A 24,629-nucleotide genomic window follows, 5' to 3' on the forward strand; every position below is an offset into this window, starting at 1 on the left:
GGAATAATAGTGGAAAGTGATATTGCTGTATCAGTTTATAATGTTACTAAAAAATACAAGTTGTATGAAGATAAATGGGGACCACTTAAGGAAGTATTTTTTAAAAAAAAACTCCATAATGATTTTTTTGCTTTAAAGAATATATCACTGAAATTTCCAGCAGGCGAATCTATCGGAATTTTAGGTAAGAACGGTTCTGGAAAATCAACTTTATTAAAAATAATAACAGGTATTACTGAACCAACAGAAGGAAAGATAGAAGTTAATGGAAGTTTAGTTTTTTTGGATGTTAGTTCAGGAATAGATCCAGAGTTAAGTGGCTATGAAAACATCTTTACGAAAGGAATTTTGTTAGGGTACTCTAAACATGAGATGATGAAAAAAGTAAAAGATATCATTGATTTTTCAGAACTAGACGATTTTATTTATCAACCAGTAAAAAATTATTCTTCTGGCATGAGGTCAAAATTAGGATTTGCTATATCGGTAAATGTTGATCCGGATATATTAATTGTTGATGAGGCTCTCGCAGTTGGTGACGAACAATTCCGTAAAAAGTGTATGAAAAAAATGAATCAATTTAAAGATGAGGGGAAAACAATTATATTTGTTAGTCATGATAAGAATGCTATTGCGTCTTTTTGTTCCAAAGCTGCGTGGATTGAAAAAGGTGAGCTGATTATGTATGGTGATTCAAAATACGTTTCTGATAAATATAATGAATTTATGAGTGGTACTAAAACAATTGAGGAAATAAAATTAGAAAATAAATATATGCATACTATTGATAACCTTGTATTGGGAGTAGTAGATAATAAGCTTTCCATTGCATTTAAAGGTCACATTTATAATGTAGAAAGAAGTAATCTAAATAAATTTGAATTTGTAATTAGAAACATTCGTACAAGGGAATCAATTTCCAATTTAATAGAAACAGATACTTTTGATAAGGAAAATATAGATTTTACCATGTATTTTAATGAGCATCGTTATCCTAACTTTTTTTTCCCAGGTAGATTTTTAGTTAATTTAAGAATTAAAGATAACCAAAATAATATAGTTGAAGCTCCGTTTTGGGCCGGAAATTTAAATGTAAAAAATAAAAATGAGAAGAAAGGCCGATTTATTTATAAAACGGAAATTAAAAAAAATAATTTAGAACTAGTAATTAATAATCATAGTAAAGTAGAGCAACAAGTTGATAATATTTGGTTTGATAAAAACATAATCAACATTGAAGGTGTTGCTTTTGTCAAAGGGTATGAAACAAAAGTGAAAGATGACGTTACTTTGCAAGGCTATTTGTTTGAGATGAAAACTTTTGATATCAGCAGATTTGATATTGATTTAATTGAATCTAATGAGATATCAAAAAATCCAAACTTTAGTTCTTCGGATAAAGATTATAGATTTTCAAAATTTAAAGCTGCTATTGATATTGAGAAGTTAGAAGTTGGAGAGTATGAATTAAATTTTATTTATAAAATGCACAAAGAACCTTATTATGAATTGTATAATCGAGTTTGGGCTTCAAAAAGAAATAGCTATCCAAATTATCCATATTTATATAATAATTATAAGATTATATTGAACTATGATAATAAATATTTGCAATTTAAGAAGGAAACATTACATGAGGAAAATTAATATTTAGTACAAGGAGCATAATAATGCACAGAAAGAACATAGTTTTTGTATTAAACGAGTATAATGGATTGGGAGGAGCACAGAGGGTTGCCTCAATTTTAGCTAAAGAGTTTATTAAAGATAAACATAACGTGGCTGTTCTAAGTATTAATGAGAAAAAGGGTGAGATCAGCTATTTCAACTTTAAAATACCTGTAAAAGTTCTTCATCCTAATGGTTATCGTGCACCAATGCCTATAGAAATTGCTCCAAATTTAAGGTCACTTAAACTAAGGAAAGTAATAAAAGAATTGAAACGCCGTTACTTATTGAAAAAAAAAAGATTAGAGGTTGAGAAGTTTTTTAGTACTTATGGGGATGAAGAGGTTTTCGTAATTGTTGTACAAGTATATGGGATGCAATGGTTAGAACCACTATTGTACAAAAAAAATATTAGGATCATTGGACAAAGTCATGAAAGCTATAAAGCTTCTAAGAACTCTTTTCGTTTTAAACGAATTCTTAAATATTATCGACAAATAGATAAATTTCTTTTACTGACTAGTAAAGATAAACAAAGCTTTGAAATGCATGATTTCACTAATACAGGGGTGGTATATAATCCGACTGCGTTTCGCCAAAAAACAGACCCTCGAAAAAGATATAAAAATAAGACCATAATTTCTACAGGAAGATTAGTTGATAATAAGGGATTTGATATTCTAATACAAGCTTTTTCTGAAATATCACAGCAAATACCAGATTGGAATTTGTTTATTTATGGTGATGGTCCAGAAAAAGCTAATTTGCAGGCTTTAATAGAAGCACTTAATTTAAAAAACAGAGTTTTTTTAAAGGGAAAAGTTGAAGATGTTAAGTCGGTGCTTACTATTTCTAGTATATTTGTTCTAACTTCAAGAGCAGAAGGTCTTCCAATGTCTTTAATAGAAGCTCAATCTTGCGGGTTACCTTGTATTTCAACAGACTGTGCTCCTGGTATTAGAGAGATTATTAAAGAATATAAAAATGGGTATGTTGGTCCGGTAGATGACATACAAGTGATTGCTAGACATATGAAACGTTTAATTTTAAATGAAAATTTATTTTATTCTTTTTCAAATAATGCATATGATCACAGTGCTAAGTTTGATTTATCAAATATAAGAAAACAATGGTATAGTATTTTTGAACAGCTAGGGGGACGAAAAGATGAAAGTACTACAGAATAAATTTATGCCTAAACTTTCAGTTGTTGTTATTGCTTATAATAATGAACTTTATATTGAAGAAGCTTTAGAGTCACTAGCTGATCAAACATATTCAAATTTAGAAGTTGTGGTAGTAAATGATTCTTCCACAGATTCTACAGGAATTATAATAGATAAATTTATTAAGGGAAAACCAAATTTTAAAGCTATACACCTTAAAGAAAATAGCGGTGGTTGTAGTGTCCCAAGAAATACTGGAATTAGTAATTCAACAGGTGAATATATTATGTTTTTGGATGGAGATGACTGGTATACTAAAGATGCATGTGAGAAAATGGTGGTTGCCTTAAATAAAACAGACTCGGACTTTGTTGCAGGACAAGTTATTAGAACAAATAATTATGAAGTATGGTATTATAGACAAATTTATTCAAGAGAAAGGCTCCATATAAATATTAGAGAGTTTCCGATTCTTTTTTTTGATAGTCTATCAGTAAATAAAATATATAAAAGATCTTTCTTAAACAAACATAATTTACGCTTTCCTGAAGGTATTCATTATGAAGATATAGTTTTTACAGGAAAAGCATATTTCTTAGCAGATTCTGTAAGTATAATCCCAGAACCAATTTATTATTGGAGAGTAGTAGAAGATGCGGAAGTTAAATCAATAACTAATCAAAGATATGATTTTAAAAATTTAAAAAATCGAATAGAGGCTCATAGACAACTAGATGATTTTTTAAAATTAAATAATGCATTTCTTTATCAGTCACATAAAAACAATAAATTTTTACGTCATGATTTAAAGTTGTACACAAATGATTATTTGTATTACGATGAAGATTATAAAGAGAAATTTCATAAATTAATTTTTGATTATTTAAATGAAGTTATGGATCCATACGCTTTTATTATTCTTCCAGAAAAAGAGAGAATAATGTATTATTTATTATTTATGGGCGACAGGGAAGGTTTTGAAGACTTTATATATTATAAGAACGGATTTTCTACTAAACAAGATCGTCTGTATAACGTAGGAAAACAATATTATTTTCAAACTACTAACTCTAGGTCCAATATTAAATGTGAAAAATTTCTTAAGTTAGATAAAGTTGAGATAAATTATAGATTAGAAGATATTTCATTAAAAGAGAATGAATTTTCTTTTGATGGTATAGTCGAATTAAATTCTATTAATCAAAAAGAGTTTACTGTATTATGGATATTAAAAAACCGTCAAACTCGTGAGAGTATTTATGGAAAACAACTTAAATCGAATAGAGTTGTATTTGATATTACAAGCCTAAACTTCGGTAATTTCTATTTAACAATTTTGATAAACCACCTGGGGAATACTCATAAAAAAATTGTCAAATTTTCAAATATCATTGGAGACTGTAATATAAAAATTACGAGTAGTGTTTCAACAAAAAGAATTTTTGTTAACCATAAGAATTCGCTTGCTATACAAGTAACTCCTGTAAAATTAACAAAAAAAGTAATTTGGAAATTTAAAAGGAGGAAGCTACTAAAAAATAATGACAAAGCAAGTATTGTATCAAGTATAATTAATTATATTTGTAAAAGAATTATAGAAAAGCTTCCAGTTAAGAAAAATTGGATTTTGTTTGAAAGTCATATGGGCAAACAGTTTAGTGATAGTCCTAAATATATTTATTTGGAACTATGCAAGAAAAAAAGAAGAAAATATAAGTTTTTTTGGTCTTTAGAACAACCAGATTTAATTGATATACCAGGTTCAGCAAAAAAAGTTAAAAGAAATAGTTTAAAACATTATTATTATCTAAATCGTTCCAAATACTGGGTAGATAATCAAGGTATGGCACATTTAACTAAAAAGAAATCAGATCAGGTTTATTTACAAACATGGCATGGAACGCCACTTAAAAAAATGGGATACGAGCAAAAAGGTATTTTAGAAAAAAATGAAAAAAAGAAACTTAAACTACAAACTAGATCATGGGACTATTTTATATCTCCTAATCCGTATAGTACTAAAGTATTCAAAAAAGCTTTTAGGTACAGTGGCGAAGTTTTAGAAGTCGGCTATCCTAGAAATGATATTTTAAAAAACTTTTCAAAAATGACAGCGGATAATATTAGGAGGAAACTTGATATTGCAAATGCAAATAAGATTATCTTATTTGCTCCGACTTTTCGAGATTGGGAACCTGATGCTTTCAGAAAAATATATTACGATCTTTATAAAATTAGTCAATGTATAAAAGATACCAATACAATTTTATTAATAAGATTACATTATTTGTTATCTGATAAATTATCTAATATACAACTCCCATATAATATAAAAAATGTTTCTAGTTATCAAGATATTCAAGAACTCTATCTAATAACAGATATACTAATAACTGATTATTCATCTGTTATGTTTGATTTCTCAATTTTAAATCGACCAATTATCTTTTATTGTTATGATTTGGAGGAATATATTGCTAGAAGGGGAACATATTTTAATTTAGTTAACAAAGCTCCTGGTCCAATATGTCGTTCAATTAATGAAGTATTGTATTTTATAAACAACTCTGAAGAGCTAAGTAAGTATTTAGAAGACGTAAAAGGTTTTAGATCTGAATTTGGAATGCTTGAAGATGGAAATGCTACTTCTAGAGTTATTTCTAAAATTTTTAATTAAAAATAAAACTAAAAAGAGTTGCAAATTTAGTTGCAACTCTTTTTTAATAGTAAGGGTGAAGGAGTATGAATTCAAAAGTATCGATTATAATTCCTGTATATAATGCGGCAGATTTCTTAGAAAATTGCTTAAATTCAGTGGTGAATCAAAGTTACAGAAGTTTAGAGGTTATAGTAATTAATGATGGTTCTACGGATAACAGTGTATCAATAATAAAAAGATTTATTGAATCAGATTCTAGATTCTCCTTGTACGATCAATCAAACCAAGGATTAGGGCATACAAGAAATAGAGGCATTTCAATTAGTCAAGGTAAGTATCTCTTTTTTTTAGATGCGGATGATGAAATCCCGAAAAATGCTATATGTACCTTAGTACAGAGTCTTGAGAAAACTGGCGCGGACTTTTCTTGTGGTAAAGTAATACGTTTCAATACAAAGAGGAAATATGTGCCAATTAGACATTTGGAGTTTAATTTATATAACAAACATGAAGTAACCAATGTAAACAAAAGACCTGAATTACTTCAGGATAGCATTGCCTGTAATAAGCTATGGAGAAAAGATTTTATATTAAATAATGAATTATTCTTTAAAGAAAAGAGTTACTATGAAGACTTAACATTTACAACAAAAGCTATGGTTTTAGCAAAAAGAATAGCTATAAACAAAAAAAATGTTTATTATTGGAGAGTAAGAGAAGATAAGAATAATCCTTCTATTACACAACAACAAATGAAGCTATCTAATACTTCAGATAGAATTAATGTATTGATTAATAATAGAAATTGGCTAACTTCTTCTAATGTTAATAGTAGGGTAATTCGAGAGCATGATTTAAAAATTTTATTAGATGTACTCCGATTACATGTGTTAAAATATTGTTTAGTTAAAGAAACTGATAAAAAAGAATGGTTAATAAAAGTGACAACAATATTAAATATTATACCTTCCGAAATTGCTCAAGGACTACCAGATAGAGAAAAAAAGCTGTATGATTTAATTATGAATGAAAATTATTTGGATTTAATGTTGTTTTCTCAGGCTTTTACCAATCATGAAAAGATCTCAATTGTAACACAGTTAAAAGATAAATTTATACTTGAAGGGTTTAAAAATAAGTACGATATAACTAAATTTTTAAAACCAACTATAATAGTTGATAGAATTGAAAGTATTAATAAAAAATGGGTATTGTCCGGAACTTTAACTATACCTAAGGCTTCCAAAAAGGTTCATGGAAAGATATATGCAATTAATAGGAAAAATAATAATAATATTCATTTAGGTAATATAATTTGTAACAAAGTTACTAAAGAAAATAATATCTACCAGTATGAAAATCAATTGTTTAGTAGTGAATTGGATATAGAATCAATAAAAAAATGTAACAATTTTATATTAGATTTATATTTTCGTTTAAACAACTATTCGAATTATCGACCAGCTAGAGTCAGATTAAACACCAACAGTAATTTTGTAAGAATAAAAAATGACCTTGTTTTCTATAAAACTAATTTTGGGAACCTATCTATAAAGAAAAGTAAAATAAACCATCCAAAAAAAATTATCCGATTCTTACTAAAAAAGCTATTTAGAAGAAATATTTTTCATAAATTATGGTTTATAAGATAACTGGAAAGGAGTTTAAATCAATGTGTTTTTTGAAATCAATAAGAAAATTAGTATATATAAATTTGAAGAAATTGTATAAAGTATGTTTTTTAATTTCAGGGAAATTACCAGTAATGAAAAAAACAATTGTTTTTGAAAGTTTTTTAGGAAAGCAATATAGTGATAATCCAAGGGCCATTTATGAATATATGATTAAGCATAAAAAGGAATATAGAATGTACTGGAGTTTTGATAAACACCAATTTAAGTATTATAAAAATAAAGAACTTAAAGCAATCAAGAGATTTTCCTTTAAATGGTTAATAATAATGTCAAGGGCTGAATATTGGGTAACAAACAGCAGGTTACCTTTATGGATAATAAAACCAAAACATACTAAGTATATCCAAACATGGCATGGAACCCCTTTAAAAAAGCTTGCAGCTGATATGGATGAAGTGCATATGCCTGGAACTTCTACTAAGAGGTATAAGTATAATTTTTTAAAAGAAGCAAGTAAATGGGATTATTTAATCTCTCCTAACAATTACTCAACAAAAATTTTTAAAAGAGCTTTTCAATTTAATAAAAAACTAGTTGAATCTGGTTACCCTAGAAATGACAATTTATATAATTTTAATAGCATAAAAAAAATTGAAGAATTAAAAAAATCTATGAATCTTCCCGTTAATAAAAAAATTATTTTATATGCCCCTACTTGGAGAGACAATCAGTACTATTCGAAGGGGAAATATAAATTTAATATTAAAATGAATTTAGACAAAATGATGGAGAGTTTAAAAAATCAATATATCATTCTATTAAGATTACATTACTTAGTTTCCGAGAGTATAAATTTAAAACCATATTCTGGTTTCATTTTCGATTTTTCTAGTTATGAAGATATAAGGGAGCTATATTTGGTATCTGATTTATTAATAACTGACTATTCATCCGTGTTTTTTGATTATGCAAATTTGAAACGTCCCATTATTTTTTATGTTTATGATTTAGAAAACTATAGAGACAAATTGCGTGGTTTTTATCTTAATTTGGAGGAAAAAGCACCTGGTCCATTGGTGAAAAATACCGATGAATTAATATATGAAATAAGATCAATTAATAATAATAAATATAGTGAAGTACTTTCAAATTTCCATAATGAATTTTGTTCTTTGGAAGACGGAATGTCGAGTAAAAGAGTTGTTGAACAAATTTTTAATTGATATATCGGAACAAAACATTATATTCGATAAAATAAAAGTAAGAAATCCTCACTAAGCTATTTATGTAGATAGGAGGATTATGCAAACCTGATTGGTATGTTAAACTTCTTGGGTTGAATACTCACATTATTCTGAGGCGAGTCTCTAATGTAAGAGATCTTATCATAATTAAGAAACCCAAAAGTTTATTTTTTTACACTAGTGATGCATTAATAATTCTTGGAAATTAGAAATAATCATTGTCTTGGAAATTTGTATTTAGTACATAAAAAGGACCTTTATAATTGAAAGTACAGGTGTTTTCCTATCCAAAACCAACATAAAGGACAACAGTATGAACAAGAATACACAATTATCTTCATTTGGTAAATGGGTTGTGCCCATAAATACAAAAAAGTTCGTGAAGAGATTAGAACTCAAGGGCTGGATAAATATACTAAGAACTGACAACCGTAGCTTTTATCTAGCTATTCTTGTATGCTCATCTTAAAAAGATAAAAAGTCTTCATGAATAAAATGCGAACTAGCAGACAACTATCCTTAACCACGAATTAGCCTTTGAATGGATTAGTGTCCCATAATCATTGCATGAAAATTAAAAACTTGACCCTGATCTTTTTTTGAGGATCTCCTGGAACTTGTTCAGCTCATTAACATAAAGATGAAGTTTAAAAAATTCATCTTCCAGTTAGATCATCGATTCAAGTACGATGCAGGTGAATTTAACACGCTATAATTGGACATCGTTTCGTAAAACAAAAGCAGGTGTAAGGCTTTAGCTGTGTTATGTTGACCAGACACGGTAATCTAGAAGCAAGGATTACGAATACGAGCGAACACGATCGAAATCAATTGGAAATCCTCGTAAGTGATAAAGATGCTATGTACATACTTGTTCGATCGAGGGTATATTGATAATGAGCGTTCCCGAAGGTAGCCCGGTGATATCTACCAAACAAAACCGTTGTGAGAATGTTTTTCGAATTTTCGTAACCAACAATATTAAAGGGAATTTACTTCGACTGATTACATGTTTTGATCTAACAGCTAAAGAAATTAATGACTCAAGATGGAGGCTATCGAACTATTTTTTAAATGGCTAAAACAAGAACGTAGAAAATCAAAACATTCTTCGGGTAATGGGCAGGCGGTACATAATCAACTTTTTCTAGCCATTAATAGCCTATTGTCTATATAAACTTGTAAGGCTTGAAATGAAAAGTAAGCGAACACTTCTACAAATTACAAACTGGCTAAAAGCAATGTGGTGGAGACCTGGAAGAGTTTGGATCTGCTACTTTGATGAGGGGATCCTTGAAACGGGTTAGTTGTTATACGATTTAGGTTATTTGTATAATAGTGCCAAATGGACAGTAAACAATCAATCTCCTGTTTTTAACTTTTGTGCAACATTAGTATTTTTAGTATCTAAAATTCTAAGAACTAGTATGTGTTTTAAAAAGTTAACTTATATGTTTTACATTTAAAATTTACTATATATATCCGATATAACGTATAGAATGATACTAGTATAGTTTCATTTCATAGACACAACTTAGTTAAGTCATTACAATCAACTTAGGGAGATGTATCCAGTGAAACATAAAAATAATAATCGTTACAATACTTATGTTTACATACCAAAAGATAGTCAATTACTCTTTTGAAAGAAAATGACGATTGAACTCATTAATAAAAGCGTTAGAAAAAGCATGTAACACATAGAAACCAGATGAGGGTTTAATCTACCACTCAGAACTGAGTAATAGACAAGTGATGAGTTTTCGAAAATCATTAAAAGAACGAAATGAAAATTCCTTCAACCATGAGGCCTTATGACAACACTTTATTAAATCCTTTCATGCCATTTTAAAGAAAGAAAATCATGCCGAATACCTTGACTATTATACTGCTAAAAGTACTAATAAACTAGCATTATTTCAATATATTGAAGACTGGTATAACTGTAAAAGAATTGGATGTAAGTATTAAATATAAAAAATGTCGCAATGAATTTGAGGATGGGATAAAAGATGTCGTATCATAATGAAACTTGCTTTAGAGCACGGCATACATGAAGAGACGGGCATAGTGGTCTTTATGACATTAGCATAAATTTAAATATGGCTAGGCTTATTGGCATAGAAGTCGTAACCGTACAGGCTGCGTCAAGCCACAAGGGTTTTAGTAAAAATGATTTTCAATGAGCAAACTAAAATTTAATTTTGTGTCCAAAATATTGACGTAGATTCATTATCTTTCTACTGATTTAATTCAAGCAGGATATTAAGAGAGTTCATTCGTGTCATTTGAAACAGCTATCAATCATTAATTAGTACATGAACTAACAGTGTTTCTCGATTACAAATAGTAAAGTGTTCACTCTGGTAATACTAGAAACGGCAATTAATATAGTTATAACTATTTAGATTTGAGAAGAGCATTTTAAGCCTTCTATAATAAGTCATTTAGGGAATGTGAGAATGGACTTAACTTATGGTTAACAACTTCACTATAAAGTGGGAGGGATACAATTAAAATAGTTTGTAGAATTAGAAGTAAGTGCTAGAAGTTAGTTCTAAACATTGTAAGAGGTGAGGTATTATGAAAAAAAGAATATTTTTATTTACGCTAATTATGATAATGATTAGTATAGGGTTTTCAAGTCAAGCTTTTGGTGAAAGCTTTCAAGAGGAGAGTAAGAATTCAGCGTTCAATAAAGCGGGGATTGAAAATAATGAACAATCAGATGAAAAAGTTATACATAAGAATAGTGCTTCTCATAAGACACCCCAAGAAAGTAGCACAAGCAAATTAGGACATATAAGGAATGCGAGTGCAAAAATATATAAAAGTATAGGTGATGAAACTACAAGTATACAGGCAGGAAGTAAGTATACAGGGAAGGTTTATTATATAAAGAAGCAAGCAAAATTAAATGGAAAAACGTATTATTTAATCAGTACTGTAGCCAGTGCTAGTAAAGGGGTAATTGGTTGGGTAAAGTCAGAAGACATTTGGGCGCAGGAACATGTAGCTGTAGATCATAAAAATAAGACACTATATTTGAAAGGAACTGGTTGGGCGTATACAGATGCTTGGGGATCAACGAAGGATGTTATTTATAATGATTTAAGACCGTTTAAGAATCAGGAGTTTAAAGTAAATCTAACTGAAAAAGTAGGAGATGCGATCTGGTATCGAGGTTTTTTAAACGGGAAGAAAGTTTGGATTCAAGCTTATAATGTAATATCTCCCCAAGAAAGTAGCACAAGCAAATTAGGACATATAAGGAATGCGAGTGCAAAAATATATAAAAGTATAGGTGATGAAACTACAAGTATACAGGCAGGAAGTAAGTATACAGGGAAGGTTTATTATATAAAGAAGCAAGCAAAATTAAATGGAAAAACGTATTATTTAATCAGTACTGTAGCCAGTGCTAGTAAAGGGGTAATTGGTTGGGTAAAGTCAGAAGACATTTGGGCGCAGGAACATGTAGCTGTAGATCATAAAAATAAGACACTATATTTGAAAGGAACTGGTTGGGCGTATACAGATGCTTGGGGATCGACGAAGGATGTTATTTATAATGATTTAAGACCGTTTAAGAATCAGGAGTTTAAAGTAAATCTAACTGAAAAAGTAGGAGATGCGATCTGGTATCGAGGTTTTTTAAACGGGAAGAAAGTTTGGATTCAAGCTTATAATGTAACTCCTATTAATGAGTGGTATTCTAACTATAATTTGACTCTTAATAAAATGATTGACATCCAAATGGCAGCAAGCCCTAAAACCGATAAGAGTTATAAATTATGGATAAGGGAAGATGCATTTGCTACAATCAGTGGCGGTAGAGGATTAGTAAAGAGTAATACTAACTGGAATTTGAGAAGAGGACCAAGTGTAACATATTCTGTAGGAGAAATTGTATCAGGAGGCACATCGTTACCATTATATTCAAGTGCTAAAGGAAGTGATGGTTATACTTGGTATCATGTCAAAAATACTGTAGGTTGGGTAACTCCAGACAAAAAAGATACAGCTTATTATTTAAATCCCAATAACTTTTTAAATAGTTTAAAAGAAAAAATGCAATTTTTAAGTTTGTCTAAAAGTGCAAATATTGATATAAACGAAGTAAATGAGAAAATTCTTAAGGGAAAGGGTATTCTTGAGGGAAGAGCACAAGCTTTTGTAGAAGGTGCAAAATTATACGGAATTAATGAAATTTATTTAATTGCTCATGCCTTATTAGAAACAGGAAATGGTACGTCAAAGCTAGCAACCGGGGTTAAACACAATGGAAAAACAGTCTATAATATGTATGGGATAGGAGCTAAAGACAGTTGCCCTTTAGAGTGTGGAAAAAGCTATGCATATAGCCAAGGATGGTTTACTCCAGAACTTGCAATAAAAGGTGGAGCTAAATTTGTAGCTGAAAATTATATAAGTGTTGGTCAGGATACACTTTATAAAATGAGATGGAATCCTTCATTTGCAGCAAAAAATGGATATGCTTATCATCAATATGCAACTGATATAGGTTGGGCTTATAAGCAAACTAAAAGAATGTACGATATTTATATTTTATTAGATTCATATACTTTAATTTTTGATATACCTAAATATAGATAATCTGTTCTTGAGTTTAAAGTTCAGTGTAAATAAATTGCACTTAGGTTAAGAATCAGTTCCCCTAATGAAGTAATTTAGAGCCATCTTTGTTATTGAAAGGTTCATGACTTTTATCGTATTACTTATGCAGTAATCATTCTTTACGTGGAGGTTGTGGTGAGCAAGTTCATAATTACTTTTTAACCTAAAACTCTATTCGTAAGCTCAATTCAAGCCTACTCGGGAGTATAAACTATTTGTGTAAATGGGAATTGCAAACAATAAAATAGAAAGGATTTACGTGGAGAGGCGGGTGTGATATGCCCGCTTTTGCATTGGGGATAGCTTTTTTTTAGGCGCTATATTAAATATGGTGGTGTCCCTTATTAAAATAAGGGATAGATAGCCAGATAAAAAAAATACACTCTCCCCTCTCTTTTGATAACTTTGAGTGATGGACAAAAGGTAAAGGAGAGGGAAAAGAGTGCAAGATCATTTTATCGTAGAGTTATTGAGAATTATAGACAAACATGTGGACGTATGGAATATGGAAAAAGGTTCAGATAAATGGTGCATCGAACTTCATACCAAAGTTAAAAAACAAAAATGCCCATTCTGTAAGGAACATAACCAAGCAAATTCATAGCTATCGAAAGCAGTCTATACAGGGGCCGATCGTAGCCAATACACCTGTAAAAATAATTAAAGAAAAGACGATACTTGTGTACACATTGTCGTCGTACCTTTTATGAACGATTTCAATGAAACGGAAGTAACAACTGGTTCGACTGTTGAGGAACCAACGGTCGAAACGATTACCTATAAGCGTAAAAAGCAAAACGGACAGCAAGATAATCAACTAGAGAACCTACCGAAGGAAACGATCGAGTATCGTTTATCCGATGAGGAACAGGTCTTTTCGTGTTGCAATGGTTCCCTTCATGCTATGAGCACGGGAAGTGCGCCGAGAATAAAAAGTGATTCCCGTGCAAGTGAAAGAGTAGTTGAGCACGTCCGTTAAGTATATAGTTGTCGTCATTGCTAGCGCAATGACATACAAACACCTATCGTGACAGCAAGTATGCCAGCACCTGTATTACCGAGAAGCCTAGCATCCCCATCCGCCATCGCTTATACCATGAATCAAAAATATGCGGAGAGCATGCCTCTATATCGACAGGAAAAGCATTTGGAACGCTTCGGCATTTCCATTTCCCGGCAAACGTTGGCGAATTGGATCACTTATGGAGCCAATACTTGGCTCTCGCTTATTTATGACCAACTATATGTGCATCTTTTAAACCAAGATAGCGTCCATGCGGATGAAACGACGCTGCAGGTTCTTTCCGAACTGGAACGGCCTGCCACATCAACATCCTACATGTGGCTGTATCGTACAGGTAGCGATAGTCCTCCTATTGTCCTGTATGATTGTAAACTCGAGCGAGTAAGCATCCACGTCGCTTTTTGGATGGCTTTCAGGGATATTTACATGTCGATGGGTATGATGGCTACAACGGGCTTCCCAGGTTAACATTGGTTGGGTACTGGGCGCATGCGCGTCGAAAATTAACAGATGTCCTCAAGGCATTGCCAGATGATGTGAGTACCTCCAACTTTAAAGCAAAGGAAGGACTTGCCTTCTTTAATCAACTTTTTACCATTGAACGGCAACTAAAGGATGTTAGCCCTGAAGAGCGTTACGAAAAACGATTAGAGCGCAGCCAGCTAGTGCTGGAGGCTTTTTCGAAATGGCTACGTGAATAGATATCACGCATCCTGCCAAAAAGCGCACTTGGACAGGCGACCAAATATTGTCGGAATCAGTGGGATCGTTTACGAGGGTTTCTTCTGGACGTCCGTTTGGAGATCGATAACGAGCGTGGAGAACGAGATCAAGTCCTTCGTTATAGGAAGAAAAAATTGGTTGTTCAGTAATACGGCTAAAGGAGCAACTTCTAGTGCAATTGTCTATAGTATTATGGAGACCGCAAAGGGAATGGGTTGAACCCATTTCATTGTCTTCAATACTTATTTGATGATCTTTATATACGTTTTCTCTACACCATTTCTCTACACCATTTCTCTACACCATTTCACTACACTCAAGCCACTAGCTTTCCAATCTTTGATTAGAGTTTCCCATTCTATTCTTTTATTTGATGGCTCCATCGCAAAACCTCCTGAGAATGTAGGCAACTTATTAGAGACCATTATGTGTTTCTTACAAGGCGTAAAGGCTTAACAGACTTGGTGACCAGATAAACCTACAAGTATGGACTCAAAACTATCCAATGCTTGATCAGGCTTAGAACTCAAAGAGCAACTTTTTGAAATCTATGAAGACAAGTTTGAATATTGATTTTTCACAAAAATTATCTTGAAAAGACAATGATGCTGGCGATTATTTTATATAATTACTGGAAATATTTAGATAAAACTATTAGTACATTTTTATTATATATAAGGGCATTACTACTATTGAGGATAAGATTTTTATCCGAAATTTTTGATGATAACATTTACCATGTTTATCGGATCTAAAAATTGATATTTTATATGATAGGGGATGAGGTAGGCTCTATGCTAAAAATAGCTTTGCTCACCGCAGTAACCCTGTTATTTTCGCTTATTATAACCCCTTTTATTATAGCAATTTCAAAATTCTTGGATGTTAAGGATAAGCCGAATAACAGAAAAGTTCATAAAAACCCTGTTCCTACTTTAGGTGGGTTGAGTATATTTATAAGTTTTTTATTGGGAATAACCATCTTACAACCCCAAAGTGATTATCATCTAGCCATTATGTTAGGGGCAACATTAGTTATTATTTTAGGGTTCTTTGATGATATTATTGATTTACCGGCAAATTTCAAGTTTGTTGCTCAAATATTTATAGCTTCGTTTGTCGTTTTTTGGGGAGGATTACAGGTGGAATTTGTTAACCTTCCTTTTGGGGGACAGATTGAATTTGGGCTACTGAGTTCAGTAATAACAGTATTTTGGATTGTAGGCGTTACCAATGCAATGAATTTAATTGATGGACTAGATGGTCTTGCTGCAGGAGTATCTGCAATAGCTTTGTTTACAATTGCCGGAATAGCAGTAAGTATGGGAAATGTATACGTAGTTACTCTAGCATTAGTGCTATTTTTTAGTACACTTGGGTTTTTGCGATATAATTTTTTCCCTGCAAAAATATTTATGGGAGATACGGGATCTTTATTTTTAGGTTACATGATTTCGGTGTTGGCATTATTAGGTTTTAAAAGTGTAACGATTGTCTCTTTTCTTATTCCAGTATTTATCTTGGCTGTACCTATATCGGATACACTAATTGCAATTGTAAGAAGGTATGTGAATAGTCAACCATTATCAAGCCCAGACAGTTCTCATTTGCATCATCGATTATTACAGATGGGTTTTTCGCATAAACAGACAGTATTATTAATTTATGCATTGAGCACTATGTTCAGCGCCGCCGGTATTTTATTTTCAATGGCAACATTGTGGGGGGGAATAGTCATTTTTGTTATTTCAATGGTGTCCCTCCAATTGCTAATTGAAAATCTTGAGTTGATCAGTAGCAATTATAAGCCATTGACCAATTTTTTAAAAGCATTAAAACATAAATTGTAAAGTCTAACTCAAATAGTTAGAAGCTTTAAAGCATAAGAACAATGTTAGAACATAAATATCGTTTTCACAAATAAAAATAGGTTCGTTAATCTTTGGACGATAAAACCAAAAATTAACGAACCTTATACTTTTATCTTTTTAAAAAGTAAAATAAAATCTGAATGTACTTATACCTTGTTAATTTGCTTTCTAATATCAACGAAGTAACGTGAATTTTGCACACACCTATGTGTGTATTTGGCTTTTATTGAATATCAAGATGACGTTTAAGCATATTTTGAGTTTCGCTTAAGGCAGTATCATCAAGCTGCCAGTAATAAGTTCCGTTTAGATGATAATCTGCTCCTTCAAGTGTATGGGTTTCAAAGTTAAGACGTTTTCCTTCTGTACCATAAGCAATGAAACTTTTCATCTCACTAAAAGTCATATTCGTTGTCATATTGCTACCTATAGCTTCTAGAATATTATCATATTTCAATACTGAATCAATCGAAATGGCTTTTTTTACTATAGCCTTTATAATTTCCTGTTGTCTTTTCCCGCGCTCGATATCATTATCAAGCTTACGAGTTCGAGCTAGTGCTAGAGCTTCTTCACCGTTTAATTCTTGCTTGCCGGGTAGAAGGTGAACTGCATTAGCTTTATCTTTTGAATTTTGTTCTTTTAGTTCGTATGGAACGTCAACGGTTATACCATTTATTGCATCGACTACCTCAATAAAAGCTTCAAAATTTACTTTTACATAATAGTCAATAGGTATATCTAATAACCTTTCTACTGTTTCTCTAGTGGCCTGAGTTCCTCCATATGCATGAGCATGATTTATTTTACTCTCATATCCAACCTCTGGAATATAGACATACGAATCACGTGGGATACTGACTAATTTTATACTTTTGTCTTTTTTGTTTAAAGTAGCTACCATTAAAGTATCTGTTCTAGCGTTATCTTCATTTTTTCGCAGATCGCTAGAGTCAACTCCCATAATGAGCACAGAAACATTATCTACTGATGGATCTACTGTTGATTCTCTAAGAGCAGACTTATCCATCCCATCATCTTCATAAGAATTTGACAAGACACTATCTGCTTTAATATATAAATATGAAGCGTAAATTACTACCGAAAAAAATCCAAGGATTAGTGGAATTAATATAAAATACGCCCTTTTCCTTAACTTTCTTTTTTTTCTTTTTACTATCCTGGTTTGTGTAGGCATTTTTGACATCGGACTCCATCCTTAAAAAATTAGATATCGAATTGTAGATTTTTGTCGAATTATAGACATGGTAAGGTTTCAATATAATTAATCTTACTATGAATAACCATATTAGTAAATAACATATCTGCAGATTTAAGAAATGTCTAGGAAAACGAAGGAATAGAAAACCGTAATTTTATAGGTTTAACCGCTTGTCTAGGGTTGACTTTTATATTTAGACAATATCATACATTTTATGGTGAAATTTAGATAATTTTTTTATACTAGTATAAAACTTTAGGTTTTATAGTATAAGAAAAACGATAGCTTTCGCCATAAAGACTTGGCGGAAAGCCAGGTTTTTCTAATATGAAATTACAAATTTTCACTAGTTTCTTGCGTATATTCTTGCCCATTAGGAGTGGTTGTTTGAAAATTAAGGTGATCTCTTAATTGATTCTCCGCTGCACTCCTACTTTGTTCGTCTACCTGATAATACCATAATCCGTCATTTAATTTGGTTCCTGTTCCTTCTAAATTTATCGTGTTTATTGCCAAACTGTTATTTAAACCATAACTAATGAAGCTTTTCATTTCATTGAAGGATAAATTGGTGCTCATGTTATCACCAACAGCTTTAATTAGTTCATCTACTTTTAATATCGAAGAAGCTGTGGCAGCTTCTTTAACAACCGTCTTGATAATTTCTTGTTGACGCTTTCCTCGCTCAACATCGCTATCGTACTTTCTTGTTCTAGCTAATGCTAATGCTTCTTCGCCATTTAATGTCTGATATCCGGGATTTAATTGGACGGCATTTGGATTATCGTTAGAATCCAATTCATTTATCGCAAACGGTACATCATATTGAATTCCGCCAATTGTATCAATAATTTCAATAAAAGCTTCAAAATTCAGACGTACATAATAATCAACAGGTACATTTAAAAAGTTTTCAACTGTTTCTATTGTTTTTTTTGGTCCGCCATAAAAGTAGGCATGGTTAATCTTTGTAAAACCATAGTCGGGTACATTTACATACGAATCTCTAGGGATACTTAAAATATTTACATCTTTCTGTTGTTTGTTAAAGGTGGCAAGCATTAGTGCATCAGATCGACTTTTCCCTTTAAAATCACGTTTTACGGTGTCGTCTACGCCGATGATAAGGACAGAAACATTATCCTCAATAGGAGTGACTGCTTCGTCTCTTAATTTAGATTTTTCACCATTTCTTCCTATTCCTTCATAAGAATCATCAGCTGCTTCTTGAGCAGTGTTATATACATAAATTCCATAGGAAGCAGCCCCAATTAAAAGAAGGGATAATGGAATGATTAAAAAAAGCAAGCGTTTTTTACGCTTTTTTTTCTTATGATTCCTCACTCTATATATATTTTCACGGTTTTTCGACATAAATACACCTCATTAAAAACCTAACTATTCACTATTTTACTACTATATTTGTCGAACGTAAATTACAATTAGGTTACATTGTTGTAAGGCTAGATATATAATTATACTTATTATGAAGTTTGCATAAGACAATTATGCAATAATATCCAGAATATGTATGAATCTGCTAGGAAGTATTGTTATTATACATAATATAAAGCAGATTTACATTTATGCGAAATAGTAAAACGTAACTTGAAGATTTTTTGAAAACGTTACAATATGTACATATACTATATTTTGTATTTTGTATTTTGGATTAAGAATTAAATAGGATTGGAAGGTTATGTAGTGACAATTAAGAAAAGAATGATTTTAGCCGAGAGAGAAATAGGCAGATCTGTTGTTGCGTTAAATCCATCTTTAAAATTACACGAAAAGGATAAACATCCATCATTGTTTTACGGAATTAAAGACACAAATCAAATACCAAAACCAGTATTGGATAGATAAACTGAAAATTAACAAATGGTGTTCTTAACAATAGATAAAGCAGTCCATCTTGGAAGAGCTATGTAATGACAGGATCTACTAGTGGTAGCTCGATAAATATTTTAAAAGGACTAAACGACTTTGCCATAGGACAGATGGCGGTGGTTCTGTTCTTGCATCTGCTATGAGCTGTCAATTGCCTTTTGTAATAGGAGCTGGGCTTGGTTTATCCCGCATGTAGGTGCCGTAAGAATCCCACTTCAAGAGCCTGAGTTGATACAACAGGGTCTAATTGGGAGATAACGGCACCTAAATGCCCGATTCGTTTAAGGGCCTTTAGGTCATACCCTTGCGGTACTAACATTCAGTAGGAGATGAAAAAAACTCCAACTGAATGAAGTTTCACTTTTATTTACGAAGAACAAAAGCATTTCAACAGATGGAATTGAATTTAATGCGAGTGTGGGCGTTATTGCAAAGAACATATCTATGCTGAATAACATAATGGGGGGCTTATAATAGCCAAAAAGCTAACTGGAAATATGGTCGAAAAGTTAAGCATAGTAATCCCAAAGAAAAGTACAGTAATTTGCCCAGATCAAGTGGATATGAATGACAAAGAATGTATTGCTTGCCAAAATTTGATCAAAGACTGTTCGATTGTAGAGAAGTAGATATGACCGGAATAGAAGATCGAAGAATTGGAATGAAGTTAATTCAGGGCATTCTAGAAAAAAATAAGCAGGAATTAATTATAACCTGTGAAGGGCCTATAGATGTGAAAAGAAGTTGACAGATTTACATTTTACTAACCGATGGTTTTGAAAAAATAAATAATTGAAATTATCATATAAACGGTTGCAAAGATAAATGAAAACGTTATAATATAATTATACAAAATATAGTATATTGATTTAAGGATGATAATGATGTGGGAAAAGTTTTACTCTAAAAATGGGCTAGCTGCTAAAAATATTGCCAAGGAGTTAATACAATTAGAAACAGGAAATAAAATACCGCGAGTTTCTGATTATAGTAAAAAATTATCAATAGGTAGAGGAACCGTACAGAGTGCACTTAGTTTATTAGAAGAATTAAGAGCAATTAAGTTAGAAGCTCGAGGTCATCTTGGTACATTCTTAACAAATAAAGATAATGATTTATTACTAGAGATTGCAGGAATTGCACCTTTAACTGGGTCAATGCCACTGCCATACTCTAGAAAATATGAAGGTTTAGCTACAGGCTTAGTAGAAGTGTTTGAATCAGCAGGAAAGAAAGTAAACTTAATGTACATGAGAGGTGGTTTAAATCGAATAGAGACTGTGCGAACTAAAAGAAGTGATTTTGCGATTGTTTCAAGATTGACAGCAAAAAGCGTACTATCCAAATATTCTAATCTAAAAGTCTTCAAGGAATTTGGTACTAATAGTTACGTTTCTACTCATAAAATTTTTTTGGCTGATCCAAACCAAAGTAAGGTTCAGGATGGAATGAAAATTGGCGTTGATATGGAATCTCCAGACCAAATGAAGTTGACATTTGCAGAATTTGAACATAGAAATGTGGAATATGTTAATACCAATTATATGCAATTATTTGATATGTTAATGTCTCTCCAAATTGATGCTACCATTTGGAATGCAGACGAAAGTAAAATGAGTCAAACGTTTAGATCAACAAGCTTTCAATCACCAAAAGCGATAGAGATATCAAAAGATACTTCAGAAGCAGTTATTGTAATTGATGGTGATAGAGAAAAGGAAATTATCGAAAAATGGCCTTTTGTTGAAACTAGCCAAATATTAAACATACAAAAAGAGGTTGAAAAAGGTATAAAAATACCAAGCTATTAAAAGTTTAATTTTTAAATTCAAAATACTAAATACTGTACATTGGAGGTTGTTGTGGTGGAAAGGTTAGAAATCCAGGGGAAATTAAATATTTTACTAACTAATCAAGTCATTACACAAAATGCATCTGATATAACTTTAAGCACATATGACTTTTTAACAAAGAAATTTAATGTAAAGATTATACAAGATTCTGAGATGTTCTGGACGCATTTGTGTATGGCTTTAACAAGAATTGAAAGGGGTGAAGAAATAGAGGGGCCTCCAGAAGCAATACTTAAGGAAATAGATACCATGTCGCATAAAGAAACTATTGAAGAGATTATTACCTACGTTGACTCACAAATAAGTAAAAAGTTACCAAGCGAAGAAAAAAACTATTTTTACCTTCACCTTCATCGAGTAATAGAATCAAATAAATAATGGGAGGTTTTTAAGATGTTAAAGATTGTTATTGGTGGACAACTGAATAAGCAGGCAATTGAAAAACAGGTTAAAGATTTAGGGAGGGACAATATAGAAGTAACAGTAAAAACTGATCTAAATGCAGTTATGGATATAAAAAATAATAAGGCAGATTACTATATCGGCGCCTGTGAAACTGTTTCAGGTGGAGCTTTAGCTATGGCATTTGCATTATTAGGTAAAGACAAATGTGTTTCGTTAGCTTCACCAACTTCCATAATGAAGGAAGAAGATATTTGTAAACAAGTAAATGAAGGTAAAATTGCATTCGGATTTACTGCTCCATCTACAAAAAATGTACTAAATATATTAATCCCTGCACTATTAAATAAGGAATAGAAAGTGAGAGGTAGAGAACATGGACTTTAATCTAATTCAAATTATTGCCATAGCTACTCTAGGTGCATTAGGTTCTGTGCTTGTGAATCGCGGTGTTGCAGTATTTAACGATGGTCTTCGTCCGATTATGCCTGAATATTTAGAAGGGAGAATTACAAGGGGCGAGCTTGCAGCAACTAGTTTTGCATTAAGCTTTGGTTTAATCATTGGTTTTGGTATCCCGCTTTCCATAGGGGCTACAATTATTATCGGACACAGCATTTTACTAGCATGTGACATTATTGGTATTTGGACTCCTTACAATAAAATAGGAATAGCACTTGCGGGTATTATTGGTGCTGTCTATAGTATTGGCATCGTTTTAGGACTACAATTCGTAGTTGATATATTTAATCAGTTACCTGTTAACTTCTTGGATTCCTTAAGTCTTATTGGCAATCCGATTATTATTGCGTTTACAGTGTTTCCGGCGGTTGCAGTTGGGTATCAACATGGTTTAAAGAAAGCTGCTGTGACTGGCCTGATAACTTTGGCTTCCTACTTACTTTTAGCAAAATTCGGAACATTTACTTTAGCAGGCTATGATGTTTCTCTAAGTCCTGAGGGCATTTCTCTATTAGTAGGTATGCTAATGATGGTTTACTTGGCATCAAGAATTAAAGGCGATGAAGAAACAACAAATGCAGATTTAGTAAATATTTTTGAAGAACGTGTCAATCGGATTCGAAAAAATCGCTGGTTATTAGCTTTAATGGGAGGTCTTGTTGCTTTGGCCTCGGCAATGTTGATTCTAGCAGTTGATGCAATGCCTCAAGCATTAATTAATGATGGGAAGATAACAGAGGCAGCTATTACTACGTTTGCTAGAGCAATAGGTTTTATACCTCTAGTATTCTCTACTGCTATTGTTACCGGGGTTTATGGATTGGCAGGAACTACACTTGTTTTTGCGGTTGGTCTTATTTTTAGAGATATTCCGATTTTGGCATTTGTATTGGGAGCGCTTGTAATGTATCTAGAGGTAATTTCTCTATCAGCAGTTTCAAAGGGAATGGATAAACTACCTGGTATTCGTGAAATGGGAGAGCATATTCGCACGTCTCTTACAGATGTTCTTGGGATTGCTATTTTAATTGGTAGTGCCATGGCAGGTGAAAAAATTGCTCCTGGGATTGGGTTTTTCTGGGTGATCGGTTTCTATTTAATAAACCGTATCTCCAAAAAGCCACTTGTTGAATTAGCTGTTGGTCCGATAGCAGTAATTTTATTAGGTATTTTAGTAAATGTTCTACATTTAGTTGGCTTGTGGTAAATCTATATTCGTCAAATCAATCTCTCCAATTAAATAAAACTAGTTGGAGAGATATTACTCCTAGAAGAAAGAAGGTAATTTTTTTGTTAGAAAGCGGTATTACTTATATGCATGAGCATACGACGATTGATTTGTCAGAAGTAAAAAATAATCAAGATTGTCATTTAGATGTGTTTCCAGAAACGGTTAGAGAGTTTAAAAAGTTATATCAAAAGGGAGTTAGAAATATTATTGATGTGACTAATTTTGGAATGGGAAGGAATATCCCATATGTACAAAAAGTTTCCAAAGAAAGCGGAATAAATATCATATTTTCTACTGGATTCTATCAAGAGGCATTCTACCCTATTTTAGTATTTCGAGAAACAAAGGAACAACTTGCGAAAAGAATGATTAAGGAGATTGATGAAGGAATTAAGGGGACGAAGACGAAAGCAGAAATAATTGGAGAAATTGGTACTAGTTATAACAAATGGACAGAAGCAGAAAAAAGAGTGTTTGAAGCAGCTGTAATTGCTCATAAAGAAACAAAAAAACCAATAACAACTCATACTTCAATTGGAACACTGGGTCATGAACAGGTTGACTTTTTTAAGAAACATCAAGTCGATTTAAGTCGCGTCATTATAGGGCATGTTGATTTAACTGGTGATGCAGATTATGTTTTAAACATGTTAAGAGAAGGTATTAATGTAGAATTTGATACAGTTGGAAAGGAAAACTATATGCCTGATAGTGTTCGTGCAGAGATGTTAAAGAAAATACAGGATGAAGGCTATATAGAGCAAGTGTTTTTATCTATGGATATTACAAGAAAATCCCATTTAGAATATAAAGGTGGTTTAGGCTATTCCTATTTATTAGATACTTTCGTGCCTCTTTTACAAAAGTATGGCATTACGGAGGAAAGCATTGATAAAATGCTTATTAAAAATCCAGCTACATTCATGAGGGGAGGAAATTGAA

The 24,629-nt window shown here is 31.8% G+C and carries 16 protein-coding genes and 1 pseudogene; 14 read left to right on the forward strand and 3 right to left on the reverse strand.

Going from position 1 to position 24,629, the window contains the following annotated elements:
• Window positions 1–9: 9 nt before the first annotated feature.
• The 7 genes and pseudogenes from KQI21_RS14915 to tnpC all read left to right on the forward strand — a co-directional run.
• The gene (locus tag KQI21_RS14915; RefSeq protein WP_216485024.1) at window positions 10–1,647 is read left to right on the forward strand and encodes an ABC transporter ATP-binding protein; all 1,638 of its coding nucleotides are present in this window, start codon (window positions 10–12) and stop codon (window positions 1,645–1,647) included.
• A gap of 23 nt (window positions 1,648–1,670) precedes the next feature.
• Complete coding sequence (locus KQI21_RS14920; RefSeq protein WP_216485025.1) at window positions 1,671–2,855, forward strand: glycosyltransferase; 1,185 nt, start codon at window positions 1,671–1,673, stop codon at window positions 2,853–2,855.
• On the forward strand, window positions 2,836–5,511 hold the full coding sequence (locus KQI21_RS14925; RefSeq protein WP_216485026.1) for a bifunctional glycosyltransferase/CDP-glycerol:glycerophosphate glycerophosphotransferase: 2,676 nt from the start codon (window positions 2,836–2,838) through the stop codon (window positions 5,509–5,511). Before KQI21_RS14920 ends, KQI21_RS14925 begins: the two co-directional genes overlap by 20 nt.
• Before the next feature lie 65 nt (window positions 5,512–5,576).
• Window positions 5,577–7,145, forward strand: a complete 1,569-nt coding sequence (locus tag KQI21_RS14930; protein WP_216485027.1) for a glycosyltransferase family 2 protein — start codon at window positions 5,577–5,579, stop codon at window positions 7,143–7,145.
• Window positions 7,146–7,165: 20 nt separating this feature from the next.
• Entirely contained in the window at window positions 7,166–8,350 is a 1,185-nt protein-coding gene (locus KQI21_RS14935) for a CDP-glycerol glycerophosphotransferase family protein (protein ID WP_301281764.1), read from the forward strand.
• Between the two features lie 2,604 nt (window positions 8,351–10,954).
• A complete protein-coding gene (locus KQI21_RS14940; protein WP_216485029.1) occupies window positions 10,955–12,988 on the forward strand; it encodes an N-acetylglucosaminidase in 2,034 nt (677 codons plus the stop codon).
• Between the two features lie 736 nt (window positions 12,989–13,724).
• Window positions 13,725–15,004 (forward strand): annotated as a pseudogene (gene tnpC, locus KQI21_RS14945) (IS66 family transposase); the annotation flags it as partial.
• 36 nt (window positions 15,005–15,040) lie between these two features.
• On the opposite strand, the gene tnpA reads toward tnpC, so the two are convergent.
• Window positions 15,041–15,139: an IS66 family insertion sequence element accessory protein TnpA gene (gene tnpA / locus KQI21_RS17110; RefSeq protein WP_444972197.1), complete on the reverse strand. Its 99-nt coding sequence runs from the start codon at window positions 15,137–15,139 to the stop codon at window positions 15,041–15,043.
• Window positions 15,140–15,550: 411 nt separating this feature from the next.
• On the opposite strand from tnpA, the gene KQI21_RS14950 reads away from it, so the two are divergent.
• On the forward strand, window positions 15,551–16,606 hold the full coding sequence (locus KQI21_RS14950) for an MraY family glycosyltransferase (protein ID WP_216485030.1): 1,056 nt from the start codon (window positions 15,551–15,553) through the stop codon (window positions 16,604–16,606).
• A gap of 244 nt (window positions 16,607–16,850) precedes the next feature.
• On the opposite strand, the gene KQI21_RS14955 is transcribed toward KQI21_RS14950, so the two are convergent.
• Entirely contained in the window at window positions 16,851–17,834 is a 984-nt protein-coding gene (locus KQI21_RS14955; protein WP_216485031.1) for an LCP family protein, read from the reverse strand.
• Window positions 17,835–18,182: 348 nt separating this feature from the next.
• Window positions 18,183–19,223 (reverse strand): LCP family protein, encoded by a 1,041-nt coding sequence (locus KQI21_RS14960; protein ID WP_216485032.1) that lies wholly within the window; start codon window positions 19,221–19,223, stop codon window positions 18,183–18,185.
• Window positions 19,224–19,553: 330 nt separating this feature from the next.
• Between KQI21_RS14960 and KQI21_RS14965 the strand changes: the two genes are divergently transcribed.
• From KQI21_RS14965 to KQI21_RS14990, 6 genes are all read left to right on the forward strand, one after another.
• The gene (locus KQI21_RS14965; RefSeq protein ID WP_216485033.1) at window positions 19,554–19,715 is read left to right on the forward strand and encodes a hypothetical protein; all 162 of its coding nucleotides are present in this window, start codon (window positions 19,554–19,556) and stop codon (window positions 19,713–19,715) included.
• A 908-nt stretch (window positions 19,716–20,623) separates the two neighbouring features.
• Entirely contained in the window at window positions 20,624–21,550 is a 927-nt protein-coding gene (yhfZ, locus tag KQI21_RS14970; RefSeq protein WP_216485034.1) for a GntR family transcriptional regulator YhfZ, read from the forward strand.
• A 54-nt stretch (window positions 21,551–21,604) separates the two neighbouring features.
• Complete coding sequence (locus KQI21_RS14975) at window positions 21,605–21,970, forward strand: PRD domain-containing protein (protein ID WP_216485035.1); 366 nt, start codon at window positions 21,605–21,607, stop codon at window positions 21,968–21,970.
• A gap of 15 nt (window positions 21,971–21,985) precedes the next feature.
• A complete protein-coding gene (locus KQI21_RS14980) occupies window positions 21,986–22,351 on the forward strand; it encodes a DUF2620 domain-containing protein (RefSeq protein ID WP_216485036.1) in 366 nt (121 codons plus the stop codon).
• Window positions 22,352–22,370: 19 nt separating this feature from the next.
• Window positions 22,371–23,663, forward strand: coding sequence for a YhfT family protein (locus KQI21_RS14985; protein ID WP_216485037.1), 1,293 nt, complete (start codon window positions 22,371–22,373; stop codon window positions 23,661–23,663).
• 83 nt (window positions 23,664–23,746) lie between these two features.
• Complete coding sequence (locus KQI21_RS14990) at window positions 23,747–24,628, forward strand: phosphotriesterase family protein (protein ID WP_216485038.1); 882 nt, start codon at window positions 23,747–23,749, stop codon at window positions 24,626–24,628.
• Window position 24,629: the final 1 nt, after the last annotated feature.

This window comes from Virgibacillus proomii (assembly GCF_018916875.1).
Lineage (GTDB): Bacteria > Bacillota > Bacilli > Bacillales > Amphibacillaceae > Virgibacillus > Virgibacillus proomii_B.